Source organism: Pseudomonadales bacterium (genome assembly GCA_024234215.1).
In the GTDB taxonomy this organism is placed as follows: Bacteria; Pseudomonadota; Gammaproteobacteria; order Pseudomonadales; family UBA5862; genus JACKOQ01.
This window is the reverse complement of sequence record JACKOQ010000002.1, coordinates 20,619-34,976: the sequence shown is the minus strand read 5'-3', so window position 1 is coordinate 34,976 and position 14,358 is coordinate 20,619. Positions and strand designations below refer to the sequence as shown.

At 65.5% G+C, this 14,358-nt stretch carries 10 protein-coding genes and 1 tRNA gene; 6 read left to right on the top strand and 5 right to left on the bottom strand.

From position 1 onward, the window contains the following. Positions 1-17: 17 nt before the first annotated feature. Positions 18-368 (bottom strand): cold-shock protein, encoded by a 351-nt coding sequence (locus H7A13_04450; GenBank protein ID MCP5332590.1) that lies wholly within the window; start codon positions 366-368, stop codon positions 18-20. 272 nt (positions 369-640) lie between these two features. Next, complete coding sequence (locus tag H7A13_04445; GenBank protein ID MCP5332589.1) at positions 641-3,481, bottom strand: valine--tRNA ligase; 2,841 nt, start codon at positions 3,479-3,481, stop codon at positions 641-643. 237 nt (positions 3,482-3,718) lie between these two features. Between H7A13_04445 and mscL the strand changes: the two genes are divergently transcribed. Together mscL and H7A13_04435 are read left to right on the top strand one after the other, a co-directional pair. Then, on the top strand, positions 3,719-4,108 hold the full coding sequence (gene mscL, locus H7A13_04440; protein MCP5332588.1) for a large-conductance mechanosensitive channel protein MscL: 390 nt from the start codon (positions 3,719-3,721) through the stop codon (positions 4,106-4,108). A gap of 177 nt (positions 4,109-4,285) precedes the next feature. Continuing rightward, complete coding sequence (locus H7A13_04435; GenBank protein MCP5332587.1) at positions 4,286-6,100, top strand: pyruvate kinase; 1,815 nt, start codon at positions 4,286-4,288, stop codon at positions 6,098-6,100. Positions 6,101-6,106: 6 nt separating this feature from the next. Here the strand turns inward: H7A13_04435 and rlmB are convergent, their stop codons facing one another. Both rlmB and rnr read right to left on the bottom strand, forming a co-directional pair. After that, positions 6,107-6,841 carry a 23S rRNA (guanosine(2251)-2'-O)-methyltransferase RlmB gene (rlmB, locus tag H7A13_04430; protein MCP5332586.1) on the bottom strand — a complete coding sequence of 245 codons (735 nt, stop codon included), beginning with the start codon at positions 6,839-6,841 and terminating at the stop codon, positions 6,107-6,109. A gap of 33 nt (positions 6,842-6,874) precedes the next feature. Next, positions 6,875-9,208 carry a ribonuclease R gene (gene rnr, locus H7A13_04425; GenBank protein MCP5332585.1) on the bottom strand — a complete coding sequence of 778 codons (2,334 nt, stop codon included), beginning with the start codon at positions 9,206-9,208 and terminating at the stop codon, positions 6,875-6,877. A gap of 210 nt (positions 9,209-9,418) precedes the next feature. Here rnr and H7A13_04420 point away from each other — a divergent pair, with 210 nt between their 5' ends. Beyond that, positions 9,419-10,480 carry a VPLPA-CTERM sorting domain-containing protein gene (locus H7A13_04420; GenBank protein MCP5332584.1) on the top strand — a complete coding sequence of 354 codons (1,062 nt, stop codon included), beginning with the start codon at positions 9,419-9,421 and terminating at the stop codon, positions 10,478-10,480. Positions 10,481-10,696: 216 nt separating this feature from the next. After that, positions 10,697-10,773, top strand: a tRNA-Arg gene (locus H7A13_04415). Positions 10,774-10,815: 42 nt separating this feature from the next. Here the strand turns inward: H7A13_04415 and uvrD are convergent. Further along, positions 10,816-12,987 (bottom strand): DNA helicase II, encoded by a 2,172-nt coding sequence (uvrD, locus tag H7A13_04410; GenBank protein MCP5332583.1) that lies wholly within the window; start codon positions 12,985-12,987, stop codon positions 10,816-10,818. A gap of 266 nt (positions 12,988-13,253) precedes the next feature. Here uvrD and H7A13_04405 point away from each other — a divergent pair, with 266 nt between their 5' ends. Further along, a complete protein-coding gene (locus H7A13_04405) occupies positions 13,254-13,670 on the top strand; it encodes an NADH-quinone oxidoreductase subunit A (GenBank protein MCP5332582.1) in 417 nt (138 codons plus the stop codon). A 2-nt stretch (positions 13,671-13,672) separates the two neighbouring features. Next, positions 13,673-14,341 (top strand): NADH-quinone oxidoreductase subunit B, encoded by a 669-nt coding sequence (locus H7A13_04400; protein MCP5332581.1) that lies wholly within the window; start codon positions 13,673-13,675, stop codon positions 14,339-14,341. Positions 14,342-14,358 lie beyond the last annotated feature (17 nt).

Here is a 14,358-nt window from a genome sequence, read left to right as displayed (position 1 = left end):
ACGGACAAACTGGCTGACTACAGGACCTCGACCTCGATCGCCTGCAACCCCTTGTCGCCGTCGGCGATGTTGAATTCGACCCGCTGCGCTTCGCGCAGGGCGCGGTGACCGGTGCCGCGAATCGAGCGAAAGTGCACGAAGACATCGCCGCCGCTGTCACGGCTGATGAAGCCGAACCCCTTGCTGGCATTGAACCACTTGACCGCACCCTGCTCACGCTCGCCGATCGGAATCGGTGCCGCCTCGGGGCGGCTGCGGCTTCGGTGTGGTGACGCAGTGCCCGAACGCTGCGGTGCTGCCTGACTGGCGATCCTGGCGCCGAGCAGCACGCCGACCACGCCACAGAGGATGAAGGCCGCAATGCCCATCGCCTCGGGCAGCGGTTCGCTGATCCGCGCCACCGCGATCAGATAGATCAGTCCAACCGGGACACTGGCCAACAGGGAGAGGGCCGAGGCCCGGGCCACATTCTTGAAAGCTGTCATGCGAATCTCGATTTTCGATGGTTTGGTGTGGGTGAAAAATAAAAAGTTCAGAATCAAAAGGTTGAACATTCTGACTGAAGCGCGCAGGGCGCCACGCAGAAGGTTCTTCCCGTCTCATTCTAAGAAAAAACGGTGGTGTCACGAAAGGGCATCGTTCAACCCGCCGCTCCGAGTGCGCTCACCTGTGCATGCTGCGCCTGCAGTTTCTCGCGGGCAGCGAGCAGTTCTGTCCGGCGGTCCCGCTCCCGGGTCACCACCGCTTCCGGTGCACGGGCGACGAAATCGGCGTTGTCGAGTTTGGTGGCGATGCGTCCCAGTTCATGGTCGATCTTCTCCAGCTCACGCTCCAGTCGGGCCCGTTCGGCGGCCACATCGATCAGATCGGCCATCGGCACCAGAATCTCCAGTTCGCCGACCAGTTGGATGGCGCTGGGCGGTGCGGTGAGCGAGGGCGGCAGCCAGAAGATCGACTCGGCCCGCACCAGGGCCTCGATGGCGGCTCTGGCGCTCTCCAGCCGTTGCCGGTCCTGTGTCGAGCCCCGGTTCAGCAGGATCGGCAGCCGTTTGCCGGGCGGGATGTTCATCTCGCCACGGATGTTGCGCACCGCCATCACCACCGCTTGCAGCCACGCCATGTCCGCCTCGGCGACCGCGTCGATGCGCGCTGCATCGGGCGCGGGATAAGGGGCCGTCATGACGGTCGCCCCGCTGCGGCCGGCCAGCGGCGCGACGCTCTGCCACAGCGCTTCGGTGATGAAGGGCATGAAGGGGTGCAGCAGCCGCAGCGCGGTTTCCAGCACCCGCACCAGCGTGCGGCGGGTGCCGCGCAGCACGGCCGCATCGGCCCCGGCATCCTGCAGCGTGGTCTTGGCCAGTTCCAGATACCAGTCGCAGTACTCGCCCCAGACGAATTCATAGGCGGCGCTCGCCGCCAGATCGAAGCGGTAGCCGTCGAGCTGCTCGCGCACCGTGGCCTCAGTGCGCTGCAGCCGTGAGATGATCCAGCGCTCGGCCAAGCCGAGGCTGACCGGTGCATCATTGAGTCCGGTGTCCTGTCCCTCGCAGTTCATCAGCACGAAGCGGGCGGCATTCCACAGCTTGTTGCAGAAGTTGCGGTAGCCTTCGATGCGGCCGAGGTCGAACTTGATGTCGCGGCCGGTGGAGGCGAGCGAGCAGAAGGTGTAGCGCAGGGCGTCGGTGCCGAACGCTGGAATTCCATCGGGAAACTGGCGTCGCGTCGCCTGTTCGATCTTCTGGGCCATCTGCGGCTGCATCAGGCCGCTGGTGCGCTTGGCGATGAGCTCCGGCAGGGTGATGCCGTCGATGAGATCGATCGGGTCGAGCACGTTGCCCTTGGACTTGGACATCTTCTGGCCTTCGGCGTCGCGCACCAGGCCGTGGATGTAGACCTCGCGGAACGGCACCTCGCCAGTGAATTTGAGCCCCATCATGATCATGCGGGCGACCCAGAAGAAGATGATGTCGAAGCCGGTCACCAGCACCGAGGTGGGATAGAAGGTGCCGAGCTCCGGCGTCTGTTCGGGCCAGCCCAGCGTCGAGAAGGGCCACAGCGCCGAGGAGAACCAGGTGTCGAGTACATCCTCGTCCTGGCGCAGCACCTGCTCGGGCGCGATGCCGTGGCGGGCGCGCACCTCGGCTTCCGAATGGCCGACATAGACCGCGCCGCTCTCGTCATACCAGGCCGGGATGCGGTGGCCCCACCAGATCTGCCGGCTGATGCACCAGTCCTGGATGTTCTCCAGCCACTGGAAGTAGGTCCTGGCCCAGTTCTCGGGCACGAAGCGGATGCGACCTTCTGCAACGGCCGCGATCGCCGGGCGCGTGATGGCGGCGCGTCCGCCGGGGCGGCCGTCAGGCTGGGTGTCGCGGGTGAGATCCACGTACCACTGGTCGGTCAGATAGGGCTCGATCACGGCGCCGGTGCGATCGCCGCGCGGCACCATCAGCCGGTGCGGCTTGACCGCTTCCAGCAGCCCTTCGGCCTCGAGGTCTGCGACGATGCGGGCGCGGGCCTCGAAGCGGTCGAGGCCCTGATAGGCGGCCGGCGCTGCGTCGTTGATGCGGGCATCGATGGTGAAGATGTTGATCAGCGGCAGGTTGTGCCGGCTGCCGACGGCGTGGTCGTTGAAGTCGTGCGCCGGGGTGATCTTGACGCAACCGGTGCCGAAGGCCGGGTCGACGTACTCATCGGCGATGATCGGGATCAGCCGGCCGGTCAGCGGCAGCAGCACCTGCTGGCCGATCAGGTGGCGGTAGCGTTCATCTTCTGGATGCACCGCGACGGCGGTGTCGCCGAGCAGGGTCTCCGGGCGGGTGGTGGCGACGATCAGCCATTCCGGCGTCGGCTGGCCGGCGGCATCGGCGATCGGGTAGCGGATGTGCCACAGCGAGCCCTCTTCCTCCTCGCTCACCACCTCCAGATCCGAGATGGCGGTGTGCAGCACCGGATCCCAGTTCACCAGTCGCTGGCCGCGATAGATCAGCCCCTCTTCGTACAGGCGCACGAACACCTCGGTCACCGCCGCCGACAGCCCCGCGTCCATGGTGAAGCGCTCGCGCGACCAATCGGCCGAGGCGCCCATGCGGCGCAACTGCCGCGAGATGGTGTTGCCCGACTCGGCTTTCCACTGCCAGACCCGCTCCAGAAAAGCCTCACGGCCGAGGTCGTGGCGCGACAGGCCCTGGGCGGCGAGCTGACGTTCGACCACCATTTGCGTCGCGATGCCGGCGTGGTCGGTGCCCGGCTGCCACAGTGTCGGCGCGCCGCGCATGCGGTGGTAACGCGTCAGCACGTCCATCAGCGTGTCCTGGAAGGCGTGGCCCATGTGCAGCGTGCCGGTGACGTTGGGCGGCGGGATCATGATGCAGTAGGGCGGCTCGCCGCTCTGCGCCGGATCGGGGCGGAAATGGTCGCCCGCCTCCCAGCGGGCGTACCACTGCTGCTCCAGTTGTGCCGGCTGATAGCTTTTGTCCAGAGTCGTGGTCATGGTGGCTCGTTGGGTTCGATCGGCAACGGGTTCCGGCACGGAACAGCGCGCATCGGGCGATCGGTGGACCGGGCAGTTTAGTGAGCTGCCGCTGGCTTGTGAAGCGTGCTGTCTGTGTCTGAAAAGAGCATTGATCGAGCGGCAGACACCTTCACCGCCCAATTGATTGATCTTGAAATTGCAATGTGCTCGAATTCCCGCTCCATTTAACTGACGGGAGCATTCATGAGCCTCATCAAGGAGTTCAAGGAGTTCGCAATCCGCGGCAATGTCATCGACATGGCGGTGGGGATCATCATCGGGGCCGCCTTCGGCAAGATCGTCTCGTCACTGGTGGGCGATCTGATCATGCCGCCGATCGGTCTGCTGCTGGGTGGGGTCGACTTCAGCGATCTGGCGATCACCCTGAAGGCGGCGGCCGAGGGTGCGCCGGCGGTGGTGATCAGCTATGGCAAGTTCATCCAGACCGTGATCGACTTCATCATCATCGCCGCTGCGGTCTTCGTCGGCGTCAAGGCGATCAACCAGTTGCAGCAACAGAAGCCAACCGCGCCCTCCAACGAAGAGAAGTTGCTGAGCGAGATTCGTGATCTGCTGAAGAGTCAGTCACGCTGATTTTGCCGCATCAGCTGCCTGCGGACACGAACTGGGCTGTGTCATTGTCCTGCGGGCCGGCTGCCCATGGAGCGGCATCTGGGCCTTGATGGGCAGCGTCCGGACTGAAACATGAATGTCATGCGGTGCGGTCACGCTGTGACCGTGCTGTCATGAACACGAGCGTCAGTCATCGCAATGTCAACTCTGCGGAATCCAGAAACCCTTCCAGACCGTCATCTGCTTGCCGAGATCGGCAATCAGCTCGAACAGTTGCGCCAAGCGGTGATCGGTGACGCCGCTCGGCTCCAGAGCGCCTCCCGTGGCGACGACGACACCCCCAGCCTGAGAAACTTTGCCCATTATCTGGCGCTGCGCAGTCACGACCTGCGGCCGCTGCAGGCGCTGCTTGGGCAGTGTGCACTCTCGTCGCTGGGGCGCAGCGAAGCCCACGTCATGGCGACTCTCGACTGTCTGCTGGCGCTGATCGCTGCCGTGCTGGGCCGGTCGGAACCGATCGAGCCCGCCGCACCGGTGACATTCGACATGGGCAGACAGTTGTTGTCTGCCAACCGCATACGTCTGTTCGGCCCGTTGCCGAGCGACCGCCCCAGCCACATCATGGTGACCATGCCGCGGGCAGTGGCCAGCGACCCCGGCCTGGCCATGCAACTGGTCGCCGCCGGCATGGACTGCGCGCGGATCAACTGCGCCCATGATGATGCCGGAATCTGGGAGGCGATGGTGCGCAACCTGCGCGCCGCGGCGCTGGCTGCGGGCCGCGAATGCCGGATTCTGATGGATCTGGCCGGTCCAAAATTGCGTACCGGGCCGGTGGCATTGGCCGATTGCATGCGGTTGAAGGGTGTGGTGATGCTGGTGTCGGGGGTGCCAACCGAAGCCGGTCTGCTCGGGTTCCCGGCGGAATTGATCGCGGCACTGGCGCCTGGAGATGTCATCACGCTGCGCGATCGACGGGCAAAGAAACGCGAATTGCTGATCGAGGGCAGGGAGCCGGACGGACGTTGCCGCGCGCTGTGCGAGCGCGCCGCGCAGATCGACGCGCAGACCGAGTTCTGCATCACCCTTGGCGGACAGCGGAGGCAGGCACGGGCCGCCATGCAGATGCCGCCGGTCGAGATTCGCCTGTTCGAAGGCGATTCGTTGCTGCTCGATCGGGCAGCGCGTCCTGGTGTTGCGGCACAGCCCGATGGCACCCCGGCACGCATCGGCTGTGGTGAGCCTGCCGTGCTGGATCAGTTGACCGCGGGCATGGCGGTCTGGATCGATGACGGCAAGATCGGTGCCCTGGTCGAACGAATCGATGCCGAGGGCGCGTTGCTGCGCATCACCGCGGCAGGGCCGAAGGGGCGTCGTCTGCGCGCCGACCAGGGGCTGAACTTTCCCGATTCGGCCTTGCGGTTGCCGGCGCTCAGTGACAAGGATCGCCGTGACCTCGACTTTGCCATCCACCATGCCGATCTGATCGGGCTGTCGTTCGCGCAGTCGCGCGCCGATCTGGAAGCGCTGCGCACGGCGCTGGCCGAGCGTGGCGCGCCGCTGCTGCCGATCATTGCCAAGATCGAGACCGCCGCCGGTGTCGGCAACCTGCCCGAGATGCTGCTGGCGATGGTCGATCGCCACCCCTTTGGGGTGATGATCGCCCGTGGCGACCTGATGGTGGAGATCGGCGGCGAGCGAATGGCGGAGTTGCAGGAAGAGATGCTGTGGCTCTGCGAGGCGGCCCATGTGCCGGTGATCTGGGCCACCCAGGTGCTGGAGAGCCTGACCCATGACGGCAGCCTGTCACGGCCGGAGCTGACCGATGCCGCGGCCTCGGCCCGCGCCGACTGCGTGATGCTCAACAAGGGCCCACATCTGCTGCGTGCGCTGTCGGTGCTGGTCGATATCCACACCCGCATGGCCGGCCATCAACAGAAGAAAAATCCGCAACTGCGCGCGCTGTCGCTGGCCAGCCGGTTGCTGGAGAACGGTGACGGGCCCGCCGCGTGAGGTGGGTCATCCGCTGTCGCGCTGACGCATCACCTCGTACAGCAGCAGTGCGCTGGCCACCGAGACATTGAGGCTGGCCACCGCGCCCTTCATCGGAATCGCCACCTCAAAGTCGCACTGCTCGCGGGTCAGCCGTCGCAGGCCATGGCCCTCGGCGCCCATCACCAGTGCGATCGGACCCTTGAAATCGGCCTGAAACAGCGTGCCGGGGCCATCGGCGGTGGCGGCCACCAGCCAGAGGCCCTGTGCCTTGAGCGCCCCCAGCGTGCGTGCCAGATTGGTGACCCGAAAGCAGGGGGTCAGTTCGGCCGCGCCGGAGGCGGCCTTGCGTGCCACGGCATTCAGTGGTGCCGAGCGGTCCTTGGGCAGCACGATGCCATCGGCACCGGCGGCATTGGCCGTGCGCAGGCAGGCGCCGAGGTTGTGCGGATCGGTGATGCCATCGAGCACCAGCAGGAAGGCCGGTCGTTGCAGGCCATCGAGCAGGGCGAACAGCTCATTTTCGCCGGCCTCGACACTGGTCTCGACCAGCGCCACCACCCCCTGATGGACGCCGGGCGCCAGTTGGTCGAGTTCGCGGCGTGAGCGCTGTTCGATGGCAATGCCCTGCGCCCTGAGCTGCTTGATCAGGGCCTGCAGCTTCTCTTCGCGGCCCTGCTGCAGCAGCACCCGGCTGATGCGGGTGGGATCACTGTGCAGCAGTGCAGTGACGGCATGGACGCCATAGACGGTCTGGCTCATCGGCGGTGAACTCATGCAGGGTGGGGCGTTCGCTCAGCCCGATTTGCGCCGACGACGCTTGCCGCCGCCGGTGCCGTCCTGAGTGGCCTTGTTCTTCTTGCCGCCCTTGCCGGAACCAGGCGTGGCGGCGGGGCGTTGCAGCACCGGTTCGAAGTCGATGGTGCGCTCATCGAGGTCGACCCTGACCACCTTGACCCGCAGCGGGTCGCCGAGGCGGTAGACCGCGCGGCCGCGCTCGCCGACCAGGCGATGCTTGCTCTCCTCGAAGTGGTAGTAGTCGTTGGGCAGTGCGGTGATGTGCACCAGCCCCTCGACGAAGATGTCGCGCAGTTCGACGAAGAGGCCAAAGGCCACCACGCTGGTGATCAGGCCGTCGAATTCGCTGCCGACATGCGCGCGCAGGTATTCGCACTTCAGCCAGTCGACCACGTCGCGGGTGGCGGCGTCGGCGCGGCGTTCGGTCTGGGAGCAGTGCTGGCCGATCAGCGCCAGCCCCTGCGGATCGTAAGGGTAGACCTGCTGCTTTCTGAGCACGCCGGCGCCCTTGACCCGCCGCAGGTGCTGGGCCGGCTTGCGGCTGCGCAGCGTGGCACGGATGGCGCGGTGCACCAGCAGATCGGGGTAGCGGCGAATCGGCGAGGTGAAGTGGGTGTAGGCCTCGTAGCCGAGGCCGAAGTGACCGAGGTTTTCCGGCTGGTAGAGCGCCTGCCGCATCGAGCGCAGCATCACCATCTGGATGTGGTGGGCATCGGGCCGCGCGGCGATGGTGTCGAGCAGCTTCTGCATCTGCTTCGGTGACGGCTTTTTGCCGCCGGAGAGGCTCAGGCCCAGTTCGGCCAGGTAGGCGTGCAGCCGGGTCAGCTTGGTTTCGTCCGGCACCTCGTGGACGCGAAACAGCGCCGGAACCTTGTGGTGCAGCAGCAGGCGGGCGGCGCAGACGTTGGCGGCCAGCATCGCCTCTTCGATCAGCCGATGGGCGTCGTTGCGCACCACTGGCACGATGCGCTCGATCTTGCGCTCGGCATCGAACAGGATGCGGGTTTCGAGGGTGTCGAAATCGATGGCACCACGCGCCCGGCGCGCCTGATGCAGCACCCGGTAGAGCGCATGGAGGTTCTCCAGTTGCGGCAGCAGCGGGCGGTGTGGCGACTGCTGGCGCAGTGGCGCCTCTGCCGGTGCGGCCAGCAACTCGGCCACTTCGCTGTAGGTGAGGCGGGCATGGGAGTGGATGATTCCTTCATAAAAACAGAAATCATCGATCTGCCCCTTGCGGTCGATCACCATCTCGCAGACCAGCACCAGACGGTCGACCCTGGGCTTCAGCGAGCAGAGGCCGTTGGAGAGCGCCTCCGGCAGCATCGGCACCACCTGGGAGGGAAAGTAGACCGAGGTGCCGCGCTCGTGGGCGGCGGCATCGAGCGCGCTGCCGGGCGGCACATAGTGCGCGACATCGGCAATCGCGACCCGCAGCAGAAAACCGCCGTGGGCCTGGCGCTCGCAGAGCACGGCATCGTCGAAGTCGCGGGCATCCTCGCCATCGATGGTGACGAACGGCAAGCTGCGCAGATCGACCCGGCGCGTCAGCTCATCGGCCGCGATCGAATCGCCGAGCCGCGCCGCTTCGCGCTCGACCTCTTCGCTCCAGCGGTGCGGCAACTGGTGGCTGCGCAGCGCGATCTCGATCTCCAGCCCCGGCGCCAGATATTCGCCCAGCAGTTCGACCACCCGCCCCTGTGGCAGCTGCCGTGGACCGGGCTGCTGGATCAGCTCGATCATCACATAGTTGCCATGGCGCGCATGACCGGCTTCGCCAGGGGGGATCAGAATCTCATGCTGGATGCGGCGATTCTCCGCCCGCACGAAGGCGACGCCGCGCTCCTCGAAATAGCGGCCGACCAACGCCCAGGTGCGGTGCTCGACCACCTCGACGATCACCCCCTCGGGACGGCCGCGACGGTCTTCGCCCACCTTGCGCACCAGCACCAGGTCGCCGTCGAACACCTTGCGCATCTCGCGTGCGCCGAGGTAGAGGTCGGCTGAGCCATCGCCCGGCACCGCAAAGCCGAAGCCATCCTTGTGGCCCTGCACGCGGGCGGCGATCGAATCCATCTTGTCGACCGGCAGGTAGGCGTCACGGCGGTTGCGGATCAGTTGCCCATCGCGCTCCATCGCGATCAGCCGCCGCCGCAAGGCCTCGACATCATCGGCCGAGGCGATGCCCAGCTCTTCGCAGAGCCGGGCGTGGCTGGCCGGCCCCTTGCGTTCGCTCAGCCACTTGAGGATGAATTCACGGCTGACGATCGGATGGCTGTACTTCTGCTGCTCGCGCGCCAGAAAAGGATCGTCGTTGCCGGGGTGGCCTGCCATTGGAGTGACCTGAAAGAGATGAAAAATCTGCTGGTTCGCCCGGCATTGTGGCGGTTGACCACGATCAAGAAAAGGGTGCGGTGGCAGGAGGCAAGGATGATAAAGCGTCAAAATCCACTTTTTTTTTGGTATTATGGCGCCACAGAATCGACGGTTCTGCAACCCGAGTCTCTCCCTCAAACATTGTCGGCAACGACAGGATGGCGAACCATGAAACTTCCGACCCACGCCCGCATCGCGGCGGCGGCCCTGCTCTGCATCGGCCTGCCGCAGCTTGCTCAAGCCAGTGCCGTCTATGGCACGCTCAGCAACTTCGATGTCTACAATGATTCGACCACACCCTACCACGGCTTCGAGATCGAACTCGAGGATTTCTCGCTGTCGCAGCTTGCCGGCTACAACGGCAACTACTACACCTACCCCAACTGGCACTATGGCAGCGGTCAGGTGAGCCAGAGTGGCACCAATGTGCTCATCCGCTACAGCAAGGCGGGTGGGCAGACCGCCCCGTTCAGCGGCAACGTCGTCGCCACCAATGGCCATGCCTGCATCACCATCGCTGGCTGTGAACACTTCGGTGTGTCGCTCAATGGCGCGCCCACCGCCACCCGCTACTTCTGGCTCGACGAGAATGGCAACCGTTCGACCCAGGTCAATCTGCTGGCACCGGTGATGACGGTGGTGCAGCCTGCGGTGCCGGCGCAGAACGGCAACCCGCCGCAGCCCGCCATCGTTCGCGCCGAAGTCGAGGCGCCGGAAGTGATCAAGGCCAATGGCCGTTCCGACGCGATCTGGGTGCAGGTGTTCAAGCGCGAGGTCGACAATGATCAAGAGGGCGAGGTCGAACTCGATGATCTGATGGCCGACAATGGCGGCGTCGTGGCCGATGAGGGCGATGGCGTCGAAATCGAGTGGAAGCTGTTCCAGCGCAAGCCGGGAGACGACCCTGCCAACCTGCTCGACAGCGGCGAGCAGGAGGTGGGCGATGGCATGGAGCAGGTGCTGCGCACCTACCGCTTTTACAAGTTCGCCGGCACCTATGATGCAAGCCACGAGGCCACCTGCACCGAAGTGGGCAACTGTGAAGATCTGGCGGAAGCAGGAGAGCATATGGACTATGTCGGCGCGCTGATCGGCCAGCAGATGGTGGCGCTCAACCTCGATGGCGCCCTGCCGCCGGCGCCGGTGCCGCTGCCGGCCTCGGTCTGGCTGCTGGGTTCAGGACTGTTCGGACTCACCGCGCTGGCGCGCCGCCACTCCAGGGGCGTCTGAGCCGTTCGCCATTGCTGAAGGCACAGGGAGGTGCCTTTTGTTTTTTGTTCGATCACTCGGCTGCGGCTGTTTCACGGCGTACGCACACGGCCTCGGCGTGATCGCTTCGACACCCCGGCGCAGCAAAAACCACTCCGAGAACCACAACTGCCGGAGCAGTGCGGACTCTTGACGTGATGGGCGGCGCTTCTATAATGCGCCCTCCCTGTCATGTCGGCGCCGGTAGCTCAGTTGGATAGAGTATTTGGCTACGAACCAAAGGGTCGGGGGTTCGAATCCCTCCCGGCGCGCCATGTCAGCGGATTTAGACTGAGTCACTCTTGCGGCGAAGCCGGTCAGATCGGCTCCAGCCGCGCATAGGCCAGCACCAGCCACTTCTCTCCTTCGCGGTCGAAGTTGACCCGCACCCGGGTCTGGTTGCCCGATCCCTCGCAGTCGATCACCGTGCCATCGCCAAACCGGCCGTGGTGCACCCGCGCGCCGAGTTGCAATCCCTGCTCTTCGCCGACATCGGTCCTGATCTGGCCGTGGCCGACGCTGCCGCCGCTGCTGGCCTGTTGCAGCAGGTGGGGCGGAATCTCGCGCACGAAGCGCGACAGGCGGTTGTGGCAGAGGGTGCCATGCAGCCGGCGGCTCTCGGTGTGGCTCAAGTAGAGCTTGTGCATGGCGCGGGTGAGACCGACGTAGCAGAGGCGCCGCTCCTCTTCGAGCCGGCCGGGCTCTTCGAGCGACATCTGGTGCGGGAACAGCCCCTCTTCGATGCCGACGATGAAGACCACCGGAAACTCCAGCCCCTTGGCCGAGTGCAGCGTCATCAACTGCACCGCGTCGAGCACTTCACCGCCCTGTTCCGCACCGGCGTCGAGCGCGACGCTGTCGAGCAGCAGCGCCAGTTCGTCGTGGGCGGCAGTGGCGAGGAGGGTCTCATCCTCACTGCGCAGCAGTTCGCTGAACTGGCCGCTGGCGCTCACCAGCTCCTGCAGGTTCTCGACCCGACCGCGCCCCTTTTCACCCCGTTCGCTGGCATGAAACTCGATCAGTCCGCTGCGCTGGATCACCTGCTCGACCCGTTGCGACAGCGCCAGATCGCGGGTCGCCCGGTCGAGTTCATCGATGTTCTGAGTGAAGGCGGCCAGCGCGGTGAGGGCGCGGGCCGGCAGCGCGCGGGCGGTGACCATCTGCTGCATGGCGCGCCACAGCGACCACTGTTGCCCTCTGGCCTCGCTGCGCAGCAACTCCAGGGTCTTGCCGCCGATGCCGCGCGGTGGCGCGGTCAGCACCCGCTCCAGCGAGGTGTCGTCGTGGCGGTTGAGCATCAGCCGCAGATAGGCCAGCGCATTCTTGATCTCGAGCCGTTCGTAGAAGCGCTGGCCGCCATGGATGCGGTAGGCGATGCCGGCGCGCAGCAGTGCCTCTTCGAGCAGCCGTGACTGGGCATTGGAGCGGTAGAGAATGGCGATTTCGCGACAGGCCAGCCCCTGGGCGAGCTGCTGGCGAATCTGGCCGACGACGAAGCGCGCCTCATCCTCTTCGTTGTAGGCGGTGTAGAGAGCGATCGGCTCGCCCGGGCTGCCGTCGGTCCACAGTGCCTTGCCCAGCCGTTCGCGGTTGCGGGCGATCACCGCATTGGCGGCATCGAGAATGGTGGCGGTGGAGCGGTAGTTCTGCTCCAGGCGGACGGTCTGGACATCGGCGAAGTCGCGGCTGAAACGGTGGATGTTCTCGATGCGGGCGCCACGCCAACCGTAGATCGACTGGTCGTCGTCGCCCACCGCGGTGACCCGGGCACCACCGCCGGCCAGCAGCCGGATCCAGGCATACTGGATGCTGTTGGTGTCCTGGAACTCATCCACCAGCAGATGGCGAAAGCGGTTCTGGTAGTGGTGCAGCAGTTCGGGGTGGTTGAGCCACAGCTCATGGGCGCGCAGCAGCAGCTCGGCGAAATCGATCACGTTGGCGCGCTGGCAGGCGGCTTCGTAGGCCTGGTAAATCTCGACCAGCGTGGCCAGTTGCCGGTCGCCCTGCGGCTCGATCCGGTTTGGTCGGATGCCCTCATCCTTCTGCGCATTGATGAACCACTGCGCCTGCCGGGCCGGCCACTGCTCCTCGTTCAGGCCCAACTCGCGCAGCGTGCGTTTGATCAGCCGCTGCTGGTCATCGCTGTCGAGAATCTGGAAATCCTCGGCGAGGCCGGCATCGTGCCAGTGCAGGCGCAGCAGCCGATGGGCCAGGCCATGGAAGGTGCCGACCCACATCTGGCGGATGTCGTGGCCGAGCAGTGACTCGATCCGCTCGCGCATCTCCCGCGCCGCCTTGTTGGTGAAGGTGACCGCCAGGATTGCATGGGGGGGCACCTGGTGCCGTTGGATCAGCCAGGCGATGCGGTGCACCAGCACCTGGGTCTTGCCGCTGCCGGCGCCGGCCAGTATCAGTTGGTGGGTGGCGGATGCCCGCACTGCGTCGCGCTGGGCGGGATTGAGCTGGTCGATGGGCGTGGAGCTGTTCATCGGGCGATTGTAGCAAAGATGCCTCCATCGCCGGGCTGCGCTGCCGGCCCGGACGCTTGGGCCATGCGCGGCATGGGATGCCCCAAGGTTGGGCAGGGCTTGGAAAAGGGGGTGTCGACTGGGTAGAATGTACAGCCAATGGAGCGGGCCGTGCTGGCCCCGGCCGAGATGGATGCCGCGGCGGCTTCCCGACCTCCGGGTCGCGACGAACAAGAAAAACTCCCGCCCTGTCGCGTGGTCAGGGCGGTCGCACAACAAGGATTCTCATGTCCGCATCCACCCAACTGCTGGCGCACAACTGGTCATTCGGCATCTATCTGTTTGCGATCGCCGGGGTCTGTGCGCTGATGCTGCTGCTCTCCTGGCTGCTGGGCGGCCGCGCCTGGGGGCGAGCGAAGAGCGAGGCCTTCGAGTCGGGTGTGGTGTCGGTCGGTGGCGCCCGTTTGCGCTTCTCGGCCAAGTTCTATCTGGTGGCGATGTTCTTCGTCATCTTCGATGTCGAAGCGCTGTTTCTCTATGCCTGGGCCATTTCGCTGCGCGAGAGCGGCTGGGCGGGCTTCGTCGAGGCCACCATCTTCATCTTCGTGCTGCTGGTGGGTCTGGTCTATCTGTGGCGCATCGGCGCGCTGGACTGGGCCCCGCAGGGGCGCGGTCAAAGAGCGCAACCCAGGGGTGAGAAATAGCGATGGACTACACGCTGACGCGGGTTGATGAAGAGCAGCAGCGCTATCCGCTGGAGCAGCGCATTCCGGTGGCCGACCCGCTCGAGCAGCATGTGCACAAAAGCATCTACCTGGGCAAGCTCGAGCAGGTGCTGCACAATGCCGTCAACTGGGGGCGCAAGCACTCCCTGTGGCCCTACAACTTCGGCCTCTCCTGCTGCTATGTGGAGATGGCGACCTCGTTCACGGCGCCGCATGACGTGGCCCGTTTTGGCGCAGAGGTGATTCGCGCCTCGCCACGGCAGGCCGATTTCATGGTGATTGCCGGCACCTGCTTCATCAAGATGGCGCCAGTGGTGCAGCGGCTCTATGAGCAGATGCTGGAGCCGAAGTGGGTGATCTCGATGGGCTCCTGTGCCAATTCGGGCGGCATGTACGACATCTACTCGGTGGTGCAGGGCGTGGATAAATTTTTGCCGGTCGATGTCTACATTCCGGGTTGTCCGCCGCGTCCCGAGGCCTTTCTGCAGGGGTTGATGCTGCTGCAGGAGTCGATCGGCCGGGAGCGCCGGCCGCTCTCCTGGGTGGTGGGCGAGCAGGGCGTCTATCGGGCAGAAGCGCCCTCGCAGCGCGAGTTGCGCCGTGAGGAGCGCATGAGCATGACCACGCTGCGCACGCCAGACCAGGTGTAGTCCGGTGCACGTTTTCT

Excerpts from the sequence above, each read along its gene's own strand:
- H7A13_04400 (MCP5332581.1), top strand. The coding sequence starts at position 13,673 with ATGGACTACACGCTGACGCGGGTTGATGAAGAGCAGCAGCGCTATCCG.
- H7A13_04420 (MCP5332584.1), top strand. The coding sequence starts at position 9,419 with ATGAAACTTCCGACCCACGCCCGCATCGCGGCGGCGGCCCTGCTCTGC.
- H7A13_04450 (MCP5332590.1), bottom strand. The coding sequence starts at position 368 with ATGGGCATTGCGGCCTTCATCCTCTGTGGCGTGGTCGGCGTGCTGCTC.
- rlmB (MCP5332586.1), bottom strand. The coding sequence starts at position 6,841 with ATGAGCCAGACCGTCTATGGCGTCCATGCCGTCACTGCACTGCTGCAC.
- H7A13_04435 (MCP5332587.1), top strand. The coding sequence starts at position 4,286 with ATGTCAACTCTGCGGAATCCAGAAACCCTTCCAGACCGTCATCTGCTT.
- mscL (MCP5332588.1), top strand. The coding sequence starts at position 3,719 with ATGAGCCTCATCAAGGAGTTCAAGGAGTTCGCAATCCGCGGCAATGTC.
- uvrD (MCP5332583.1), bottom strand. The coding sequence starts at position 12,987 with ATGAACAGCTCCACGCCCATCGACCAGCTCAATCCCGCCCAGCGCGAC.
- H7A13_04405 (MCP5332582.1), top strand. The coding sequence starts at position 13,254 with ATGTCCGCATCCACCCAACTGCTGGCGCACAACTGGTCATTCGGCATC.
- rnr (MCP5332585.1), bottom strand. The coding sequence starts at position 9,208 with ATGGCAGGCCACCCCGGCAACGACGATCCTTTTCTGGCGCGCGAGCAG.